Origin of the sequence: Bacillus sp. DHT2, assembly GCF_026241455.1 — a bacterium.
Taxonomy (GTDB): Bacteria; Bacillota; Bacilli; order Bacillales; family Bacillaceae_G; genus Bacillus_A; species Bacillus_A pseudomycoides.
On sequence record NZ_JAPHWH010000010.1, the window covers coordinates 134,228 to 154,275 of the forward strand.

Consider the following 20,048-nt stretch of genomic DNA (forward strand, 5'->3'; position numbering starts at 1 on the left):
ACATCTCTATGAAACAACGTGTAGAAGCAATCGATGCCGTTCGTGGTTTTGCTTTATTCGGTATTTTACTTGTTAACATGACATTAATTCAATTTGGAATGTTTAGCGGTGAACAGCCTACTTATGTATTCGGAAAAATTGATGAAGGTGCCAATTGGTTTATTCAATTTTTTGGCACCCACAATTTCATTTCCCTATTTTCTTTTCTATTTGGGATTAGTATTACTTTGCTGCAAAACAGTATCATAAAAAAAGAAAAACGTTTCTTTCCGGTTTATATCCGCCGCCTTAGTATTTTACTCATCCTCGGATATCTCCATGGTACTTTTATTTGGGATGGAGATATTTTATTCGGTTATGGAATTATAGGAATCTTATTAATGATGTTTATCAATCGAAAGCCCAAAACATTGATCATTTGGGCATCCATCATACTAGTACTAACTATGCTGATGTCTTATCCCTTTGAACCAAGCACCAATATGTCCGATGACTTTGCACCTTATATCGCAAAAGAACAACAGGTTCATGAAACTGGTAGCTATATAGAACATGTAAGCTTCCGCCTTAATGAAGATCCTTTTAAGTATATAGGAATCACTGGCTTTTTCGGAACATTTTTCATAACACTTTTCGCACTGATTTTCATGACTCCACTATTCCTACTAGGAATGTATGTTGGAAAAAAAGGCTGGCTGTTTGAAATAGATAAACATTTACCTTCCCTCAAAAAAATCTGGCTTATCAGCGGTATTTTTTCTTTCACAGTAAAAATCTTAGAACTATTAACAAAACAACCTCTTCTCATTATGTTAAAAGACAGTGTTACACCGCTTAGCATGGCCATTTTTTACGGAAGCTCTATCATTTTATTATTTCATTACAAAAAAGCATCACGCTTATTAGAATATATGGCTAACATGGGAAAAATGTCAGTTAGTAACTATTTAGCGCAATCCATCATTGCTACCACCATTTTTTATGCGTATGGACTTGGTTTATATGGGAAAATCGGCTACTTCTTTGGCATTGTATTAACAATTGTAATTTACGTCATCCAATTATATGCTAGCACCTGTTGGTTAAAAAGGTATCGCATAGGGCCAGTTGAATACGTATGGCGTCTTGGCACATATTTAAAAAGACCTGCTTTTAAACGTAAGTTAAACAAAGTAAGTTAAATAAAAAAAGCAATGAGCTCACGCGCCCATTGCTTTCCTTATTTTTATAGCATAACCCCAACGATAACCGCTGATAATATACTTACTAACGTTGCACCATACACAAGCTTTAATCCGAAAGAAGATACAACGTTTGCTTGTTTTCCATCGATACTCTTCGTTGCACCTGCGATAATCCCAATAGATGAGAAGTTTGCAAATGATACAAGGAAGATTGATAAAATACCTACTGTACGAGCTGATAAATCGCCAGCTACTTTTCCTAAATCAAGCATCGCAACAAATTCGTTTGTTACTAATTTGGTTGCCATAATTTGTCCTGCTTGTAGCATCTCTGATGTTGGGATACCCATAACAAATGCTAATGGTGAGAACACATATCCTAAAATGCTTTGGAACGTAATGCCGAAAATAGAATCAAATACACCGTTAATTGCTGTAATCAATGCAACGAATCCGATTAACATCGCAGCTACTGTTACTGCAATAGAGAATCCAAGCATAATGTACTCGCCTAACATTTCAAAGAACGTTTGCTTCTTATCTTCTTGTAATTCTAAAATATCTTCTTCTTCACTAATGTCATACGGATTAATGATATGAACGATAATGAATCCACTGAATAAGTTTAATACAAGTGCTGTTACTACATATTTTGGATCAATCATTTTCATATAAGAACCGACAATTGACATCGATACCGTTGACATAGAAGATGCACAAAGTGTATATAAACGATTTTTTGGTAATTTACTTAATTGATCTTTTACTGTGATAAATACTTCACCTTGACCAACGATTGCCGCTGCTACTGCATTATATGATTCTAATTTTCCTAGACCATTTATTTTACTTAATACGAAACCAACTGCACGAATAATAATCGGTAAAATTTTAAGATGTTGCAGAATACCAATCAATACCGCTAAGAAAATAATTGGTAGTAATACTGTTAAGAAGAACGGTGCTTGTCCATCATTCGCTAAACCACCAAATACGAAGTTAACCCCAGCTTCTGCGTATTTTAAAATGGCGCCAAAGCCATCTGAAATTCCTTTTACTAATACAAATCCAATCTTTGTATTTAATAAGAAGTAAGCCAATGCTAATTGAATAACAAGCATAATTGCAATTGGTTTATACTTAATTTTCTTACGATCTGAACTTACAAGGAAACCTAGTACAAATACAACAAGTAAACCGACTAGAAACATCACTAGTTTCATATGTGAATCCTCCACTTTCCATGAGTTATTGGTCGTCCAACGAATGACGTCTGACCATCGATGTTAAAAAAATAGAACCCCTAAATACTATTTACTTTACAATGTATCCTAAAACCAGTAAGCGTTTACATAAATTATAATTTACAATTAGTGGTCTTCTTACCTACTTGATTTAAAGTATGAAACTGATACCACCCACAAACAAATTGTAAGCGTTATCCAGATGAAATGCAACATAATTTTTTCAATAAATGATATGTTAATTTCTCCCTTACAAATCTCGCTAGAATTTATGTCTATGAAATAAAAAAGCAATGAACTTCTGCTCACTGCTTTTTATTTCTATAACATAACACCAACAATAATTGCTGATAAAATACTTACTAACGTTGCACCATATACGAGCTTTAATCCAAATGAAGAAACAACATTTGATTGATTTTCATCAATCCCTTTCGTTGCCCCTGCAATAATTCCAATAGACGAGAAGTTTGCAAATGATACAAGGAATACAGAAAGGATACCAACTGTACGAGCTGATAATTCTCCTCCTACTTTTCCAAGGTCAAGCATCGCAACAAATTCATTTGATACTAATTTTGTTGCCATAATTTGTCCCGCTGTTACCATTTCTGATTGCGGGATACCCATTACAAATGCAAGTGGTGAGAAAATGTATCCTAATATTGCTTGGAATGTAATGCCGAAAATAGAATCGAACAAGCTATTAATTGCTGTAATTAACGCTACGAAACCAAGTAACATCGCTGCTACTGTAATCGCAATTGTAAATCCAAGCATAATATATTCGCCAAGCATTTCGAAAAATGATTGCTTTTGTTTATTTTCTAACTTAAGTGTGTCCTCTTCTTCCGTAATATCATACGGGTTAATAATATGAATGATAATAAAACCACTAAATAAATTTAATACAAGTGCTGTTACTACATATTTCGGATCAATCATTTTCATATATGATCCAACAATCGACATAGATACTGTCGACATAGAAGAAGCACAAAGTGTATATAAACGATGCCTCGGTATTTTGCTTAATTGATCTTTTACCGTAATAAATACTTCAGCCTGCCCGACGATTGCTGCCGCTACTGCATTATATGATTCTAACTTTCCTAAACCATTTACTTTACTTAACAGGGTACCAATTGAACGAATAAATATCGGTAAAATTTTAAAGTGTTGCAGGATCCCAATTAATACGGCAAAGAACACGATTGGTAATAATGCTGTTAAGAAGAAGGAAATTTCCCCTTTATTAACAAGACCACCAAATACGAAAACGATTCCAGATTCCGCATATGTAAGTAATGCTCCAAATCCATCAGAAATTCCTTTTACTAAAATATAACCAATCTGTGTATTTAATAAGAAGTACGATAATGCTAACTGAATAACAAGCATAACCACAATTGGTTTATACTTAATCTTCTTTCGATCCGTACTTATAAGAAACCCGAGTATAAATACAACGAGTAATCCTACAAGAAACATAACAAATTTCATAGATAAAATCCTCCATTTAAACCTTATTCAACGCTATAGAAAATTATTTAACATTGAACGTCTGACCATATAAAAAATAAATAATCCGAACTTTCACCTAACATATAAAAATATATATGCTATACCTCAAAACCCGTCTTACCTCTTACCTGGAAAGACCTTATACATTCTAACATAAATTTCAACTCACATCTTTATATTTCTAAAAAAATATAATAAACATAAAAACTCTATTAATGTTCGGTTTTTCCTGCAAACCATAAAAAAAGGCATCAGATTCTCTCTGATGCCCTTTCCTTATTATACAGCTTTTTCTTCTTTTTCTTTTGTTACCATAGAATCTTCCCAGCATTCTGTGTTTTCCAAACCTGGAATAGAGCTTGCATGGAAGACTGGATCTTTCCCTTGTTTCTTTTGCTTTACATAGTCTGTCAACGCAGCATATGCAAATCGGCCAAGAAGTGTAATCGCAATTAAGTTTGTGATTACCATTAGACCCATAAATAAGTCTGCCATATTCCATACGACTTGAAGCGTCGCAACAGAACCGAATAACACCATTCCGACTACTGCAGCACGGTAAATCATTAACCATGTTTTACTTTTCTTAATGAATTCGATATTTGTTTCACCATAATAATAGTTTCCTAGAAGTGAACTGAACGCAAATAGGAAAATAATAATCGCTAAGAAGCTACTTGCCCATGGACCAATTTGTGAGCTTAGCGCCTTTTGTGTTAATTCAATTCCTTCTAAATTCGTTGCCTTATATGCTCCAGAGCATAGTACGATAAACGCTGTTGATGTACATACTAAAAATGTATCTACTAAAACTCCAATTGTTTGAATAAATCCTTGTTTAGCTGGATGCGTTACATCTGCTGTCGCAGCCGCATTCGGCGCACTACCCATACCTGCTTCGTTCGCAAATAATCCACGCTGAATACCATACTTCATCGCAGCCCCGATACCGCCACCTACAGCTGAATCTAAACCGAATGCACCTTTAAAGATTTCTGTGAAAACATCTGGTAGTAAATAGAAGTTTTTAATAACAACGAAAACAGCTACTGCTATATAAATAATTGCCATTGGTGGAACAATCATTTCTGACATACGTGCAATACTTTTAACACCGCCAAAAATAATAACTGCGACTAATGCAGCTAATGCGATTCCTACAACATAACGCTCTAAACCGAATGCATTTTTAAATGCTAGCGTAACTGTATTTGCCTGTACTGAGTTGAAAATTAAACCGTAACTAATTGTAATCAGAATAGAAAACCAAATTCCCATCCAACGTTTATTTAAACCTTTTTCCATATAATAAGCAGGACCACCACGGAAGCCGCTGCCATCTTTTACTTTATAAATCTGTGCAAGTGTACTTTCTACAAAGCTTGAAGATGCCCCGATAATTGCAATTACCCACATCCAAAAGACTGCGCCGGGTCCTCCCATAGAAATAGCTAGTGCCACACCAGCCAAGTTCCCGATCCCAATGCGGGCTGCTGAACTCATACAGAAAGCTTGGAAAGAAGATACGCTGCCCTTTTTACGTGTCTTTCCAGTTAATCCATCACTCATTAATCGTACCATTTCGCCTAGATGGGTAATTTGTACGAATTTCAATTTAATAGAAAAATAAAGCCCTAAGCCTATTAACATTGCGATAAGAATATATGACCAAAGAATCGTATTCGTTGATGAAACGAACTGTTCTAAAATATTCATACGATTAGTCCCTCCCTTTTCTTCTCATAAATTGAATTATATTTAAAAAATATTCAAAAATCAACATTTTTCGACAGATTATCACTTCCAAATGTTAGGTTTTATAACACAATCGTGTTACTTGTTAAGAAATATGACTTCTTATTTTTAGAAACGCACATACTACTTGAAGAAATATTTTTCATAAACAAAGCGATTGACAAAAACTACCTCTGTAACTATACTAGTTACAACAAGTGGTATCAAACTCACTTAACTACATCGATTCATTTTTGCACATACATTTTAGGCATTTATTCTATTAAACATTTGGAGGTATATATTATGAAAATCGGAATTATCGGAGCAAACGGAAAAGCTGGAAGTCGTATTATGAAAGAAGCACTTGATCGCGGTCATGAAGTTACTGCAATCGTAAGAAACGCTGCAAAAATCACAGAGAATAATGTAAAAGTTTTAGAAAAAGATGTTTTCGATCTTACTGCTAATGACATACAAGCATTTGACATAATCGTGAATGCGTTTGGCGCTCCTGCTGGAAGTGAACATCTTCACGTAGATGCAGGGAACGTATTAATTGAGGCAATGAAAGGTGCACCTAATACGAAGTTACTTGTTGTCGGAGGCGCTGGAAGTTTATTTGTAGATGAGGCAAAAACAACACGTGTATTTGATACACCAGGTTTCCCTAAAGAATATCTTGCAACAGCTCAAAACCAAGGAAAAAACCTAGAAATTTTACAACAAACAAACGATATCACTTGGACATTCATTAGTCCTTCTGCTCTATTCGCATTAGGAAAACGTACTGGTTCTTACAAAGCTGGTAAAGACCACCTTCTTGTTAACGAAAAAGGCGACAGCTATGTAAGTTACGAAGACTTCGCTGTAGCTGCACTTGATGAAATTGAAAATCCAAAACACGTGAACGAACGCTTTACAGTTGTATCAGAAGCTGAATAATAATAGAAAAAAGCGCTGGCAAACGCCAGCGCTTTTTTATCGTTTATAAGGTTTATTCGGTTTCTGCGGTGCTTCAGTTTTTCTCCAGCTTACCGCTAAATCTGGGCTTGTTTTTTCTTCACTGCGCTCTAATAAAACTACCGCATCTTGAATTTTCGGTGTTCCTTTATGCGCGATACCTTGTAATTTTGTTAAAGTTCCTGATACTTTAAAGCTAAATTCACCAGATGGCGTCTGTTTTGGAATTAAAATACGGAACTTTTCCCCCACATTAAACTGTGTTTTTGTTTCGCCCTTTTCATTCACAAATTTAACTCCTGCAGGCGCACCAGTTGCTTGCACTTGGTACGTTCCACTTTTCGCATTTGTTTGCACCGTATATAAACCTGTTTCGAAGAACTCATCTTTTAATACTGCTTCTTGCTTTTCTGACGGCGTAACACTCATCGTAATTTCTTGTACTTCTTCACTGCTCTTTGCTTTCGCAACAATATCTTTCATTACTTTTTCTACATTTTTATTACGAAAATCTAAATCATTAATATCCACTTGTCCCAGCGCATTCCATACAGCGAGCTGCGTCGCATAATGCGCCTCTCTCCAATCAGAGACACCTAATTCTTGTGGACTCTTCTGTGGATATCCATTTAATAACACGCGGTACACCCCAATATCCACCTTACCTATTTCAGGTAAATCTTGACCGCTTGGTGATTTCAAATCTACATTCAAGCAGAATGCAATTTTCCCATCTGCTGTTTTAATAAGCTCTGTTCGGATTGGTTTCTTTTTTGATTTACTGTAGCTCCAATCCATTTGATACTTTGTATGATCCATGACTTCTGCCGATGCTTTTTGGAGTGGGAATAATAAATTCGCAAATACAAATAAAACACTCAAAAAAGCAACCAATAACTTATACGATTGTTTAATATTCATGTTCACAACCCCTTATAAAATAACAAATTTACTACTGTATAGTATCTAGTTAAAAAGTCTTTTTATACATTACTTTTCCCTTCTTAAGGCGCTATAAAAAACACGCGCAGAGATCATTCTACGCGTGTTTCTATTATCATTTAGTTTTCTTGCAATAATAATTTCGAACGCACTAACGCTCCTCTTACCTTAATCCCAACCCATGCAGCTAATGCAGCTTTTATTACACCTACAATAAGGAATGGCACAAAACCACCCATGAAAGCCGCTTGCCATCCTAGCGATGCCACATACTTTAAGAATACAGTCCCAATTGTTAATGTCACAAACATTCCTAAAACATTTGCCATTAACGAATTCCAAAATGTAAGCTTTGTCTTCTCAGTTAACAAACCAATTAAAAAAGCAGTTGGAATGAAGGCTAATAGGAAGCCGCCTGTAGGACCAAATAAAACGGATAAACCGCCACTAAACCCAGCATAAACAGGAATTCCAGTTGCACCAATTAAAACATATAACAGTACAGATAACGTGCCATAACGTGAACCCAAAATTGTAGCAGTAAGACCAATCGCTAATGTTTGTCCTGTTATCGGAACGAGCGGCAGAGGAATTGTAACTTGGGCCAAAATACCAATAATAGCAGCAAATAGTGCAGTAACAATTAACATGCGGAAATGATTTGTACGATGATTGTTCATATGTGCCTCCCTAGGAAAATTTCATATTATAAATTTAAGATATCCTATTTCATATACAGAGTAAATATTTGTTTGAATTTTTAGTTTTCTGAAATTGAAAAGAAGAGCACAAATTTTTTTGTGCCCCTCTCTTCTGTTCATTTTAGAAATCAAAGTTATCCGGATCTGGACCAACGCGATGATTCTGATTTAACGCATCAATTTGTTCCATATCTTCTTTTGTTAATTCAAAATTAAATATGTCCGCATTTTGGGTAATACGGTGTTCTTTTGTTGATTTCGGAATCGTTACAACTTCATTTTGTAAATCCCAGCGCAAGATAATTTGCGCAGTCGTTTTACCGTATTTATCTGCGATTTCTTGTAATGTTTCGTTATCTAATAACTGCCCTTGCATAAGAGGTGACCAAGCCTCCATTTGAATACCTTGTTCACGACAGAAGTCCCGCAATTCTTTTTGCGTTAAACGTGGATGATATTCTACTTGGTTAATCATCGGTTTCACTTCTGCATCTTCCATTACATCTTTCAAATGATGAATTTGGAAGTTACTCACACCAATTGCACGTACGCGTCCTTCTTTATATAACTTTTCTAATGCTCTCCATGTATCTTTATATTTTCCTCCTACCGGCCAATGAACAAGATATAAATCTAAATACTCAAGCCCTAACTTTTGTAGACTTTCTTCATAAGCTGCTAACGTCTCTTCGTATCCTTGATCTTTGTTCCATACTTTTGAAGTGATGAATAAGTCTTCTCTTGAGATACCTGCTTCTTTAACACCTTCGCGAATTCCTTCTCCTACCGCTTTTTCATTTGCATAAATCGCCGCTGTATCAATGCTGCGATATCCTTGTTTAATCGCCGTTTTTACTGCATTAACAAGTTCAGGTCCTTCCTCTACTTTAAATACACCTAAATCAAACCAAGGCATTTCCACGCCGTTATGCAACGCTACACGATCTTGTAAATTCTTAATCATATTCTCTTTCTCTCCTATCATCTTTTCATTTGTATAATATGGTTCACTTATAAATATTAACTTTTTACCTGATCTCGTTTTTCTAATCCCATACTCCATGCCGTTAATATGACTGCACCAGCTACCATAATCGCGCCGACCCACGCTGTATGAATTAACCCTAATGAATTCGTTACAATGCCACCAAGGTAAGCCCCAAGAGCAATCCCTGCATTAAAGGAGGCAATGTTAATTGCAGATGCAACATCTACAGCGCTCGGAACAAAGCGTTCAGCTAATATCACAACATATACTTGTAATCCTGGAACATTCATAAACGCGAATAATCCCATTAAAATAATCGTGATGAGCCCCGCTACCTTAAACGGCGCCGTAAATGTGAGTACGAATAGCACAATCGCTTGAATGAAAAACATATAGAATAATGCACGAATTGGATTATGGTTCGATAGTTTTCCACCAATCATATTTCCAATCGCAATTGCAATCCCATACACTAACAAAATGATTGTAACTGTACTTGCTTTAAACCCTGTCACCTCTTGTAATAATGGAGACAAGTACGTAAATGTTACAAATGTCCCGCCGTACCCTAATGCGGTAATTACGAAAACAAGTAATAGTCTTCCGTTTGTTATTAATTTAAATCGATCGCGAAATGATACAGACGTACCTTTTTTTAAACTAGATGGAATTAACAAACTGTTTGCGATAAGGGCAACAATTCCAATTGCTACGATAACCATGAACGAAGCTCTCCAGCCAAATTGTTGACCAATAAATGTTCCAATTGGTACACCTGTGATAGTTGCGACTGTTAAGCCTGTGAACATAAAAGCAATTGCACTAGCACGTTTATCTTCTGGTACAAGAGCTGCAGCGATTGTTGAACCTATCGACATAAATACCCCATGCGCAAATGCAGATACAACTCTCGCAGCAAGCAGTACACCAAAGCCTGTTGCCACTCCTGCAATACCATTACCAATAATGAAAACAATCATAATCCACATTAATAACGTTTTCCGTGACATACTAGCTGTCAACGACGTTAATATAGGAGCGCCAAATGCTACTCCTAGTGCATATAAAGACACGGTTAAACCTGCTGTTGTAACTGAAACATGTAAATCGTTCGAAATAGATGGCAATAAACCGACGCTAATAAATTCAGTTGTACCAATTCCAAACGCACTAATCGCTAATGCTAATAAAGCAAACACACTTCTTCTATTTGTTTGAACATCTGAAGACGGTACTGTATATGAACTCAATCGAACTCCTCCTTAATATGAGAAATCCAATCATAATAGTATGATAAAAAGGCCCTTTTATCTTCTAATAAACACAGTTTTACTGCTCACAACTGCTATTATGAATGGTTTCATTCTTTTTCGAAAGAACGCACTTTAAAGTGCGATAGGTACCAAAAGGTAACATAGTTACTTTTTGGTACCGTACTACTCATTTACATCTTACGTATGCTATTATGAAACATGTTCAACATGAAAAACAGTACGTACTTTAAAGTGCTATAGGCACTAAAAAGTAATATATGATTATATAAAAGTTCATTAAAGGTGGTTGTAATATATGAAGACATATAATATTCCTGTAGAAGCAACCTTAGAAGTAATCGGGGGAAAATGGAAAGTCGTCATCCTTTGTCACTTAACAAAAGGAACAAAACGAACAAGTGAATTAAAGCGTTTAATGCCTGGCATTACGCAAAAGATGCTCACACAGCAATTGCGTGAATTAGAAGAAGATGGGGTTATTCAAAGAAAGGTATATAATCAAGTACCACCAAAAGTTGAATACTCTCTTACCGACTACGGTCGGTCCTTAGAAGCGATTCTTGATTCCCTTTGCACTTGGGGGGAGTGCCATCTTGAAAAGAACGGGAATTCGTCCATGCTTATCCCGCAAACAGATCAATCTTAATCAGAAAAAAAGGAAAAAATGAACATTCATTTGCTCGTTTTTTCCTTTTTTTCTCTATAATTAAGTATATTTTAGGTAACAGTAAAATAAAATATATGCTTTTTTCCCTTGCTAATACTAAGTTATGGGCTCAAAGTGAAATAATTAGGGATCATTTTTATGTTAACCTGGGTGTATATAGTATATAATATAAGATATATATTATATACACTTTCCGATAAAGGAAGTTTCCATTATACGGACAAGCCATGTATCGGACAGTCCATAAATAATAGGTAAGAAATTATGGTTTTGAATTTATGATTGTGTACTACTTGCAATCATAAGTTTAAAGGCATTTTATTGCGTTTTGTGAAGCTTTGTATAAAGTTTTGCAATTTTTTGCTAACGCTTACCTGTTACTTGGGAATGTTTTATTCCTAAAAAAATAAGAGTATTGCTATCGTAAAGGAGAATTGGAGATGCCAGAAACTATCACTCAAACAAAGCCTGAACAAGAATCTTTACAAATTTCTGCTAGCCAAGGACAACTTGATGTACTTGATCAATTGTTAAAACCTGAGGTACAAGAGTCATTAACTACACTAGTAGAACAGCTTCCAAAATTAACTGAGCTTGTTAACATTTTAACTAAGTCTTATGACTTCGCTCAAACTGTTGCTACTGACGAAGTATTAAAAAGCGACACTGTTGGCGCAATCCAAGAGATTGTAGAGCCTGTAAAAGATACAGTGAAAAGCATGGCAGCAACTGCTATCGAAGCAAAAGATCGCGCTGAAGAAAGCTCTGAAGTTATCGGTCTTTTCGGTCTGTTAAAATTACTAAAAGATCCACAAGCACAAAAAATGTTCCGTTTTATCAATGCTTATCTTCAAATTAGTGCAGAACGCAATAATAAATAATTTATCTTATAACAACAATTAGTAAAGACGGGAGATATCATACTATGTCAAAACAAATTGTCATCTTAGGCGCTGGTTATGGCGGACTTCTTGCTGCTTTAAATGTACGTAAATATTACAGCAAATCAGAAGCACAAGTTACAGTAATCAACCAATACCCAACACACCAAATCATTACAGAACTACACCGCCTAGCAGCAGGTAACGTTTCTGAACAAGCTATTGCAATGCCACTTACAAAACTTTTCAAAGGCAAAGACATCGATCTTAAAATTGCAACAGTTGAGTCATTCTCAGTAGACAAAAAAGAAATAAAACTAGCTGGTGGCACTACTTTATCTTACGATGCACTTGTAGTTGCTTTAGGAAGTAAAACTGCTTACTTCGGTATTCCAGGACTAGAAGAAAACAGCATGGTATTAAAATCTGCTGCTGATGCAAACAAAATCTACAAACATGTTGAAGATCGTATTCGTGAATACGCAAAAACAAAAAATGAAGCTGATGCTACAATCTTAATCGGTGGTGGCGGATTAACTGGCGTTGAGCTAGTTGGTGAGCTTGCTGACATTATGCCTAAACTTGCAAAAAGCCACGGCGTAAACCCTAAAGAAGTAAAATTACTTCTTGTTGAAGCAGGTCCAAAAATCCTTCCAGTATTACCAGACGATTTAATTGAACGTGCAACTACTAGCTTAGAAGCACGCGGCGTTAAATTCTTAACAGGTCTTCCTGTAACAAACGTTGCTGGCAATGAAATCGACTTAAAAGACGGTCAAAAAATCGTTGCAAACACATTCGTTTGGACAGGTGGCGTACAAGGCAACCCATTAATCGGTGAATCAGGTCTTGAAGTAAACCGTGGCCGTGCAACTGTTGATGCATACCTACAATCTACTTCTCACAAAGACGTATTCGTTGCTGGAGACAGCGCTGTTGTCTTCGGTCCAGAAGGACGTCCATACCCACCAACTGCACAAATCGCTTGGCAAATGGGTGAGTTAATTGGATACAACTTATACGCAGCACTAGAAGGCAAAGCATTCGAAGAGTTCGCACCAGTAAACTCTGGAACACTTGCAAGTCTAGGTCGTAAAGATGCTGTTGCTACAATCGGAGCAAGCTCAACTCCACTTAAAGGCTTACCAGCATCATTAATGAAAGAAGCAAGTAACGTTCGTTACTTATCACATATTAAAGGATTATTCAGCTTAGCTTACTAATCTGATTACTAGCCCGAATCGTGATTCGGGCTTTTTTTTAGATAGAAGAGAGCATCCGCCCATGCATAGGAGCGGGCAGTTCCTTTTTTTGCCCCATGCCATGTTTAAAACAAAGAGAAATGATGAGTGCAAGGCTCCTTTTGTTCTTCGTGGCAACGATTTATATATTATTCTTATTCGGCATGAAAACTAAATAAACCTCCATAACAATCTTAATATACTGACTTTTTATGACGAAATTGTGTACATAAAAAGAGTAGAAATGAGGATATCTCCTCACTTCTACTCTATAACAAACTTTATTCTCCTAATTTCACCAAGCTGTAATTCTTTTTACCTTTACGGATAATAATAAATCTTCCATCGAATGAATTTTCTACTGTAACATGTGTATTCACATCAGTCACTTTTTCACCGTTCATAGAAATAGCTCCATTATTAATATCTTCTCTGGCTTGACGTCTAGAAGGTTCAATTCCTAAATCAACTAACCACTCAACGATATTTTTTGTTTCTTTTGAAGCATGGAAAGTCGGCATATCTTTAAATCCTTGTTCAATTTCATCCGCAGTTAATGATTTAATATCCCCACTAAATAATGCTTCTGTAATTTTTAGTGCTTGGGACAGCGCATGCTCACCATGAACAAATTTCGTCATTTCTTCTGCTAGCACTTTTTGCGCTTCACGCTTATGTGGCTCCGTTTGAACCTTCACTACTAATTCATCAATTCTATCCTTCGTTAAGAACGTAAAGTATTTCAAGTACTTAATTACATCACGGTCATCCGTATTCACCCAGAACTGGTAGAATTCAAATGGCGTTGTTTTTTCAGGATCTAACCAAACTGCTCCGCCTGCTGATTTACCAAATTTCGTACCGTCTGATTTTAATAATAATGGAATTGTTAATCCAAAAACTTTGGCTTCATGCCCTTCTAATTTACGAATTAAATCTAAACCACTTGTAATATTTCCCCACTGGTCACTACCACCAATTTGTAGTTGTACCCCTTCTTCTTTGTATAAGTGATGGAAATCCATTGCTTGTAATATTTGGTATGTGAATTCCGTAAATGAAATCCCTGTATCTAAACGGCTCGCTACTATATCTTTCGCTAACATACTATTTATACTAAAGTTTTTACCGTAGTCACGTAAAAACTCGATAATATTGATTTGATGCGTCCAGTCGTAGTTATTTACCATTTTCACTTCACTATTGCCGCCAAAATCAAATAGCTTTTGCATTTGTGCTGTTAATGCGTCAACATTATGCTGTACCTGTTCTAACGTCTGCAACTGACGCTCTGTTTGGCGTCCACTTGGATCCCCAATCGTTCCTGTTGCTCCCCCAATTAAAATCACTGGATGATGCCCAGCTAATTGAAACCGTTTCATCATCATAAACGGAATTAAATGTCCAATATGCATACTGTCACCTGTTGGATCTACACCACAGTACAAGGAAATCTTTTTCTCTTCTACTAATTCACGTAATCCATCTGCATCTGTTTGTTGATTAATGGCATCGCGCCATTCTAATTCATCAATAATGTTCATGTCTTTCCATCCCCTTTAATATTTAAAATTCCAATTTTAAAAACAAAAAAGCCCCTATGTCTACATTAGACATAGGGACGATTATTAACCGTGTTACCACCCAGATTGCACAAATAGGAACAATTTCACTATCCATACCACTCCTAGCAATAATATCGATTGCCACTCCGCTTAGCATTACCTAAGATACTCCAGAGTGTAATTCACAAGTTTGTTTGTGCTAGGTTCCATCAACCCCTAGCTTTCTCGATAACAGTGACAAACTGCTACTGGGCTCTTTCAACGTATTTAATATGTTAAATTATAGCCAATTATAGTGAATTGAAAACACATTGTCAATTATGCCCAAAAAATATTCACAATTTATTTCTTGTAGCATAAAAAAATAAATATATTACGCCATTTATTCCTTAAACCTTTTACTTTAAATCTTCTCCAATAATCCTTACTTCTCTTTCTAACGTAACACCAAATTTCTCTTTAACTGTCTTTTGAACGAAATGAATTAAATCGATATAATCTTGCGCCGTTCCATTATCAACGTTTACCATGAATCCAGCATGTTTTGTTGAAACTTCCACACCGCCAATTCGCGTCCCTTGTAATTCAGAGTCTTGAATAAGCTTACCAGCAAAGTTATTAGGCGGACGCTTGAAAACACTACCGCATGAAGGATATTCTAATGGCTGTTTCGATTCTCTTTTATACGTTAAATCATCCATTTTTTCTTTAATCTCTTCATATACACCATTCTCAAGTTCAAATGTAGCTTCAAGTATGATGTAATGATTATTGGCAAATCTACTTTTACGATATCCAAAATCAAAGTCGTCTTTTGAAAGAGTAATTAGCTCTCCCTCTTTTGTCATGACAACCGCTTTTGTTAATACATATGCTACCTCACCACCGTATGCACCTGCATTCATATACAGAGCTCCCCCAACAGATCCCGGTATACCACAAGCAAATTCAAGTCCTGTTAAAGAATGTTCTAATGCTATTCTTGATATATCAATAATCGCTGCACCACTTTGTGCTACAATTGTCTGCTCGTTCACAGTAACATCCGTAATATGAGTCAAACTTAATGTAATTCCACGAATACCACCGTCTTTTATAATGACATTCGAGCCGTTTCCTAAAAACGTAATTGGAATGTTGTGTTTATTTGCATACTGTACAACTTGTTGAATTTCAGTATAGGTAGTAGGCTGTACAAACACATCTGCTTTTCCCCCTACTTTTATATGCGTATGATTCTTTAACATCTCATCTTGTTTTACATGTTCTTCCGGTAATACTGTACGTAAATATTTATATACTTCCTGCATATTCATTCTATGATTCCTCTATTTCTATTAATAATTAATGGCCTATCCTCTCGATAGTTCCAGCATTCTTAAAACTAGTTCTCTTATTCTCTTCCATTTCGCTTACAAGTTCATTCACTACACTACATGTAATGCCATGCTGAAAATAAGTAGATAATCGGCCACCACATAGATTACCTAAATAGTTTAGTAAGATAGCTTCCGTCTCTATCTTATCAAAAAATCGAGAAGAAAACTTTACCTTCAAAAATTTTCCGGTATAATCAAGTTTAAGATAGAAAAATTTAAAATCTAATCTCTTCCTTTACAAAACTCTATTATATCGCATGTCAATGCGAAAAAATATGTTTAAAGATGGAACTTTTCAAACTGATAAAAATGTCTATATTTTGTCATATCAAAAATAGACATTACAAAACTGTAAGGCTCTTGTAATATAAAAGGATGCCTCCTTATATGTTAAGGGCATCCTTTTTTCGATTATTTTAATTGAATTTTGACTGGCGATAATGGTTTTTCAGGATGATAGGGTGACATCTCCACTTCTAATACATAATTCTTTAAACTAAAATTCTTCACACCATATTCGCCATCTAGCTGAAACGTTGCCTGGAATTGTAACTTCTCCTTATTCAATACCTTCACATCACTGCCTTTTACAACATGACCGATTGGTGCAAATTCCTTATCTACATATGAAGAATCCATTAAATTCATAACTTCCCCACAATTTATCAATTCATCCATAGATTTATGTTTTGTATCGGCTTTTTGAAGTGTATACTGTACGATTAATCGCTGTTTTTTATGTTGAATTTTATTCACGACAATCTTTAAATCACTACGAGTGCTTTGTATTTCAAATGGTGTCTTTTGATTTAAAGCCTGAATAGACGGCTTTTCAGATAATCTCACATTCGGATGTAGCGCAATAAATTCCGCTCCCTCTGGAATTTTCCCGAAAATAGATCGTTCATCAGATTCTATCTGATTTCCAACCTTTTCTCTTCCAAATTCAATACCCGACGTTTTAAAATCAATTTCATTCCCCTTATCATCAGTTACCTTTCCAATTCTTGCTAAATCATTTTCTCCGGCAAGCGGATACATTGCTTTATAGTCGATAGCAACGGATCCTTTTCCCACTGTAATCTTTTCAAAGTTAAATGTATGTTCTTTATCTTCACTGCTCACTGATTGCTGCGGATGAATTATTTTATTTTCTAGTTGCTTTACTGGAATATCAAATTTCCAAATCCCTTTTGTGTCTCCGATAGACGTAATGGTAATTGGTAATGTAGTATTTTTGGGAAGCTCTTTTTCTGGATAATTAATATGAATATTTCCGAACCAACCGTCTTTTGTTATTTTACCATCAAATGAAGCTGCCCTCCCCCACTTTTGGCTTCCATCAACAAGTTTAAAATCATAATAAAAGTCTCTGTCAGAATTATGCCTTATCTCTACTTCATCTGGGTTATCCACTTTAAACGTAACGCCAATTCTACCACCATCATAATAAACACTATTCATTGTTACGCTAATCCCATTGCTCACCGCCTGCTGATTTAACTCTGTTACAAGCTTACTTGCCGACAGATTTTGACCAATTGTATCATGAAAATGCGAATAAATTTTCCCGATAATCGGAACTTCCGCCAAGACACGGCTCATTTGTGGAAACACAAATCCAGAGCCTAATACACCTATACAGATTGAAGCGGCAGTTAACAAAGCGATTCTTCTTTTCTTATATGCTCTTTTAACAGGTTTTTCCGCCTTCGCTCTAGTAATCCCTTTTTGTATAGTCAAATTTAATTCTTTTTTTGGAACATCAATTTTATTTACCTCGTCATTAAACCACTGCTTATCCAATTCTCTTCACTCCCCCCTAATAAATTTTTTAGCGCTTTTCTTGCCCGGTGCAAATATGTCTTTACTGTTCCCTCTGGTATATTCATTTGCCAAGCAATTTTATTGATTGAAAGATCATGATAATAATATAAAATGATTACTGTTTGATAATTTTCATCCAATTTTTGAATTGCTTCTTGTAAGTCGATATTTTGTTCAATTTGATGTAATTTATTTGGCATCTCGCCATATGTATCCGCTTCTCTTCCGTCCTCTATCTTCTTCACTTTTTTCTTTTCACTTAATAGCTGATAGGCATTGTGTATAAGAATACGTGTCAACCATGTCAAAAAATAGTTCGGTTTCTTTAATTGCTCTATGGATAAATACGCTTTATAAACTGTTTCTTGTACAATATCTAGTGCATCTTCTTTATTCTGTACATATAGATAAGCAGTCCGATACAATTGATCTTGATATAAACTAATAAGCTGTTCGAAAGCTGCATCGTCACCTTTTCTTGCCTTTTTGACTAATTTTATTTCATCCATCGTATCCCCTCCTTTCATTTATTAGATAGATAGAAGGGCAGTTTGGTTTCAAAAATTTATTTTTGTTCCATACAAAAGAGCACATCCAATCGAATGTGCTCTTTTTACACTTAATTATTTATCGTTTTCTTCTTTTTCCCTATCAAACCATAATAATTCATCATCATCAACATCACCATTATAGTTGATCAGAATTTCTTCTCCTGCTTTTATATCCTTGTAAGCAAAGAATTTAAAGGTGTGATTCTCAAAAACGATCTCATACGTCGCATTCGGCGTATAAGAATGATTAAATAACATACCGTAACCTAAAAGAATTGCCGTATGATTCACTCCATACTCAAATGCGTAATCAGCAAGTAATGTTTTCTCTATAAACTCATGCTGTTCATTCGGATAAGAGATAACGGGTGCTTCGTGTAGAAGTTCGCCCTTTTTTATATCACGCTTTGCGAATACTCCTCTATTAAATTCTCCATCGCTAAGTGCGGAAGTCTTGATTTCAATCATATTCTTCACCTATACATTTCTTTCTCTAAAGTATTTTGTCCCGCATTAACGGGCAGTAAGACCCCCACTAATGGAAGTTTCACTTTATCTCCTTAAGCTTGGCAGATAATGAGAAGAAAAGCAATTGGTTTTATTTTTCCTTTTTATATAAATGGGAGCTAATATTCCATTAATCCCTAGATCATATATAATTAAATGATAAAAAGTGACTAAAGCCACTTTTTATTTCCATTCATTATCCCGATCTTCTACCTTCTCAGATAAACGCTTTTTTTGTATTATAGCGTGATCTATATACTCCTCTGAGAATTCCGTAGCATATCTCTTATGATAAGATACTCCTCGTAACTGGTCATCTTCATGTAGAACCAATCTCTTCATATAGATATGAAAAAGTATTTCTACTACACCAATAAGAAGGGCCGACCAAAATGAAGCTGCTGTAATGCCACGAGGCACATTAACATTTGTAAGAAAATAAGTTAATACCCAAATTCCTAAAAAACTTAATCCAAAGTCAACAATTGTAGCAACCGTATTTCCATACTTAGGCAAAATAAACAAGTCTCCAATTAGATAGGCTACTCCTGTAATTACTAACGAAATAAACAAAACCCTAGGAATAGAAACACCTTGAAAAATACTTAATATCATGAGTAACACAGCACTAATTGCAGTATATTTGATTAATAAAGCAACAATATGTTTCATTCGTGCTCCTCCATTTTCCAGCTTTCATTTAGAAATAAAATTTTCATTTTTATACCTTATATTAGATTGTGTTCGTACTGTAAAAACATACAGGAAATTATAAACAAAAAAAATGTTGGCGGAAGGTCACTCACTATTCCACCAACATTTTTTCATTTATCTCATACTATGTCATGCAATAAAGTGAAACTTTAATCAGTGGGG

18 protein-coding genes and 1 other annotated feature are annotated in these 20,048 nt (G+C 35.4%); of the genes, 5 read left to right on the forward strand and 13 right to left on the reverse strand.

The genetic code is table 11. The features are described 5' to 3' along the window. The first annotated feature begins 8 nt into the window (after positions 1-8). Positions 9-1,181, forward strand: a complete 1,173-nt coding sequence (locus ORL93_RS21460; protein WP_097795008.1) for a DUF418 domain-containing protein — start codon at positions 9-11, stop codon at positions 1,179-1,181. A 44-nt stretch (positions 1,182-1,225) separates the two neighbouring features. Here ORL93_RS21460 and ORL93_RS21465 read toward each other — a convergent pair whose 3' ends face one another. The 3 genes from ORL93_RS21465 to ORL93_RS21475 all read right to left on the reverse strand — a co-directional run bounded on the left by ORL93_RS21465 (position 1,226) and on the right by ORL93_RS21475 (position 5,668). Then, a complete protein-coding gene (locus tag ORL93_RS21465) occupies positions 1,226-2,407 on the reverse strand; it encodes a NupC/NupG family nucleoside CNT transporter (RefSeq protein ID WP_018765065.1) in 1,182 nt (393 codons plus the stop codon). A gap of 342 nt (positions 2,408-2,749) precedes the next feature. Then, positions 2,750-3,931, reverse strand: coding sequence for a NupC/NupG family nucleoside CNT transporter (locus ORL93_RS21470; protein ID WP_006096459.1), 1,182 nt, complete (start codon positions 3,929-3,931; stop codon positions 2,750-2,752). A 300-nt stretch (positions 3,932-4,231) separates the two neighbouring features. Further along, a complete protein-coding gene (locus ORL93_RS21475) occupies positions 4,232-5,668 on the reverse strand; it encodes an alanine/glycine:cation symporter family protein (RefSeq protein WP_003201744.1) in 1,437 nt (478 codons plus the stop codon). A gap of 324 nt (positions 5,669-5,992) precedes the next feature. Between ORL93_RS21475 and ORL93_RS21480 the strand changes: the two genes are divergently transcribed. Continuing rightward, entirely contained in the window at positions 5,993-6,631 is a 639-nt protein-coding gene (locus ORL93_RS21480; protein ID WP_006096457.1) for an NAD(P)-dependent oxidoreductase, read from the forward strand. A 36-nt stretch (positions 6,632-6,667) separates the two neighbouring features. Here the strand turns inward: ORL93_RS21480 and ORL93_RS21485 are convergent, their stop codons facing one another. The 4 genes from ORL93_RS21485 to ORL93_RS21500 all read right to left on the reverse strand — a co-directional run bounded on the left by ORL93_RS21485 (position 6,668) and on the right by ORL93_RS21500 (position 10,530). Then, positions 6,668-7,570 (reverse strand): thioester domain-containing protein, encoded by a 903-nt coding sequence (locus ORL93_RS21485; RefSeq protein WP_097795006.1) that lies wholly within the window; start codon positions 7,568-7,570, stop codon positions 6,668-6,670. 140 nt (positions 7,571-7,710) lie between these two features. Beyond that, on the reverse strand, positions 7,711-8,271 hold the full coding sequence (locus tag ORL93_RS21490; RefSeq protein WP_003209123.1) for a biotin transporter BioY: 561 nt from the start codon (positions 8,269-8,271) through the stop codon (positions 7,711-7,713). A 142-nt stretch (positions 8,272-8,413) separates the two neighbouring features. Next, complete coding sequence (locus ORL93_RS21495) at positions 8,414-9,256, reverse strand: aldo/keto reductase (protein WP_265959460.1); 843 nt, start codon at positions 9,254-9,256, stop codon at positions 8,414-8,416. Between the two features lie 56 nt (positions 9,257-9,312). Next, positions 9,313-10,530 (reverse strand): MFS transporter, encoded by a 1,218-nt coding sequence (locus ORL93_RS21500; RefSeq protein WP_097795005.1) that lies wholly within the window; start codon positions 10,528-10,530, stop codon positions 9,313-9,315. A 319-nt stretch (positions 10,531-10,849) separates the two neighbouring features. Here ORL93_RS21500 and ORL93_RS21505 point away from each other — a divergent pair, with 319 nt between their 5' ends. From ORL93_RS21505 to ORL93_RS21515, 3 genes are all read left to right on the forward strand, one after another. Continuing rightward, positions 10,850-11,200 (forward strand): winged helix-turn-helix transcriptional regulator, encoded by a 351-nt coding sequence (locus tag ORL93_RS21505; RefSeq protein WP_003202000.1) that lies wholly within the window; start codon positions 10,850-10,852, stop codon positions 11,198-11,200. Between the two features lie 461 nt (positions 11,201-11,661). Then, on the forward strand, positions 11,662-12,102 hold the full coding sequence (locus tag ORL93_RS21510; protein WP_003201998.1) for a DUF1641 domain-containing protein: 441 nt from the start codon (positions 11,662-11,664) through the stop codon (positions 12,100-12,102). 44 nt (positions 12,103-12,146) lie between these two features. Then, entirely contained in the window at positions 12,147-13,325 is a 1,179-nt protein-coding gene (locus tag ORL93_RS21515) for an NAD(P)/FAD-dependent oxidoreductase (protein WP_003201996.1), read from the forward strand. Positions 13,326-13,624: 299 nt separating this feature from the next. On the opposite strand, the gene tyrS is transcribed toward ORL93_RS21515, so the two are convergent. The 6 genes from tyrS to ORL93_RS21545 form a co-directional block, all read right to left on the reverse strand. Continuing rightward, entirely contained in the window at positions 13,625-14,887 is a 1,263-nt protein-coding gene (gene tyrS, locus ORL93_RS21520) for a tyrosine--tRNA ligase (protein WP_097795004.1), read from the reverse strand. 70 nt (positions 14,888-14,957) lie between these two features. Then, positions 14,958-15,179 (reverse strand) — a binding site (T-box leader). Positions 15,180-15,306: 127 nt separating this feature from the next. Beyond that, entirely contained in the window at positions 15,307-16,224 is a 918-nt protein-coding gene (gene murB / locus ORL93_RS21525; RefSeq protein ID WP_006096450.1) for a UDP-N-acetylmuramate dehydrogenase, read from the reverse strand. A 474-nt stretch (positions 16,225-16,698) separates the two neighbouring features. Further along, on the reverse strand, positions 16,699-18,093 hold the full coding sequence (locus ORL93_RS21530) for a DUF4179 domain-containing protein (RefSeq protein WP_097795003.1): 1,395 nt from the start codon (positions 18,091-18,093) through the stop codon (positions 16,699-16,701). Then, positions 18,063-18,623, reverse strand: coding sequence for a sigma-70 family RNA polymerase sigma factor (locus ORL93_RS21535; protein WP_018765075.1), 561 nt, complete (start codon positions 18,621-18,623; stop codon positions 18,063-18,065). The genes ORL93_RS21530 and ORL93_RS21535 overlap by 31 nt, the downstream gene beginning before the upstream one ends. 114 nt (positions 18,624-18,737) lie before the next feature. Continuing rightward, positions 18,738-19,133, reverse strand: coding sequence for an SET domain-containing protein (locus ORL93_RS21540; protein WP_003201985.1), 396 nt, complete (start codon positions 19,131-19,133; stop codon positions 18,738-18,740). A 222-nt stretch (positions 19,134-19,355) separates the two neighbouring features. After that, positions 19,356-19,844 (reverse strand): YndM family protein, encoded by a 489-nt coding sequence (locus ORL93_RS21545; protein ID WP_003201983.1) that lies wholly within the window; start codon positions 19,842-19,844, stop codon positions 19,356-19,358. Between the last annotated feature and the right edge of the window lie 204 nt (positions 19,845-20,048).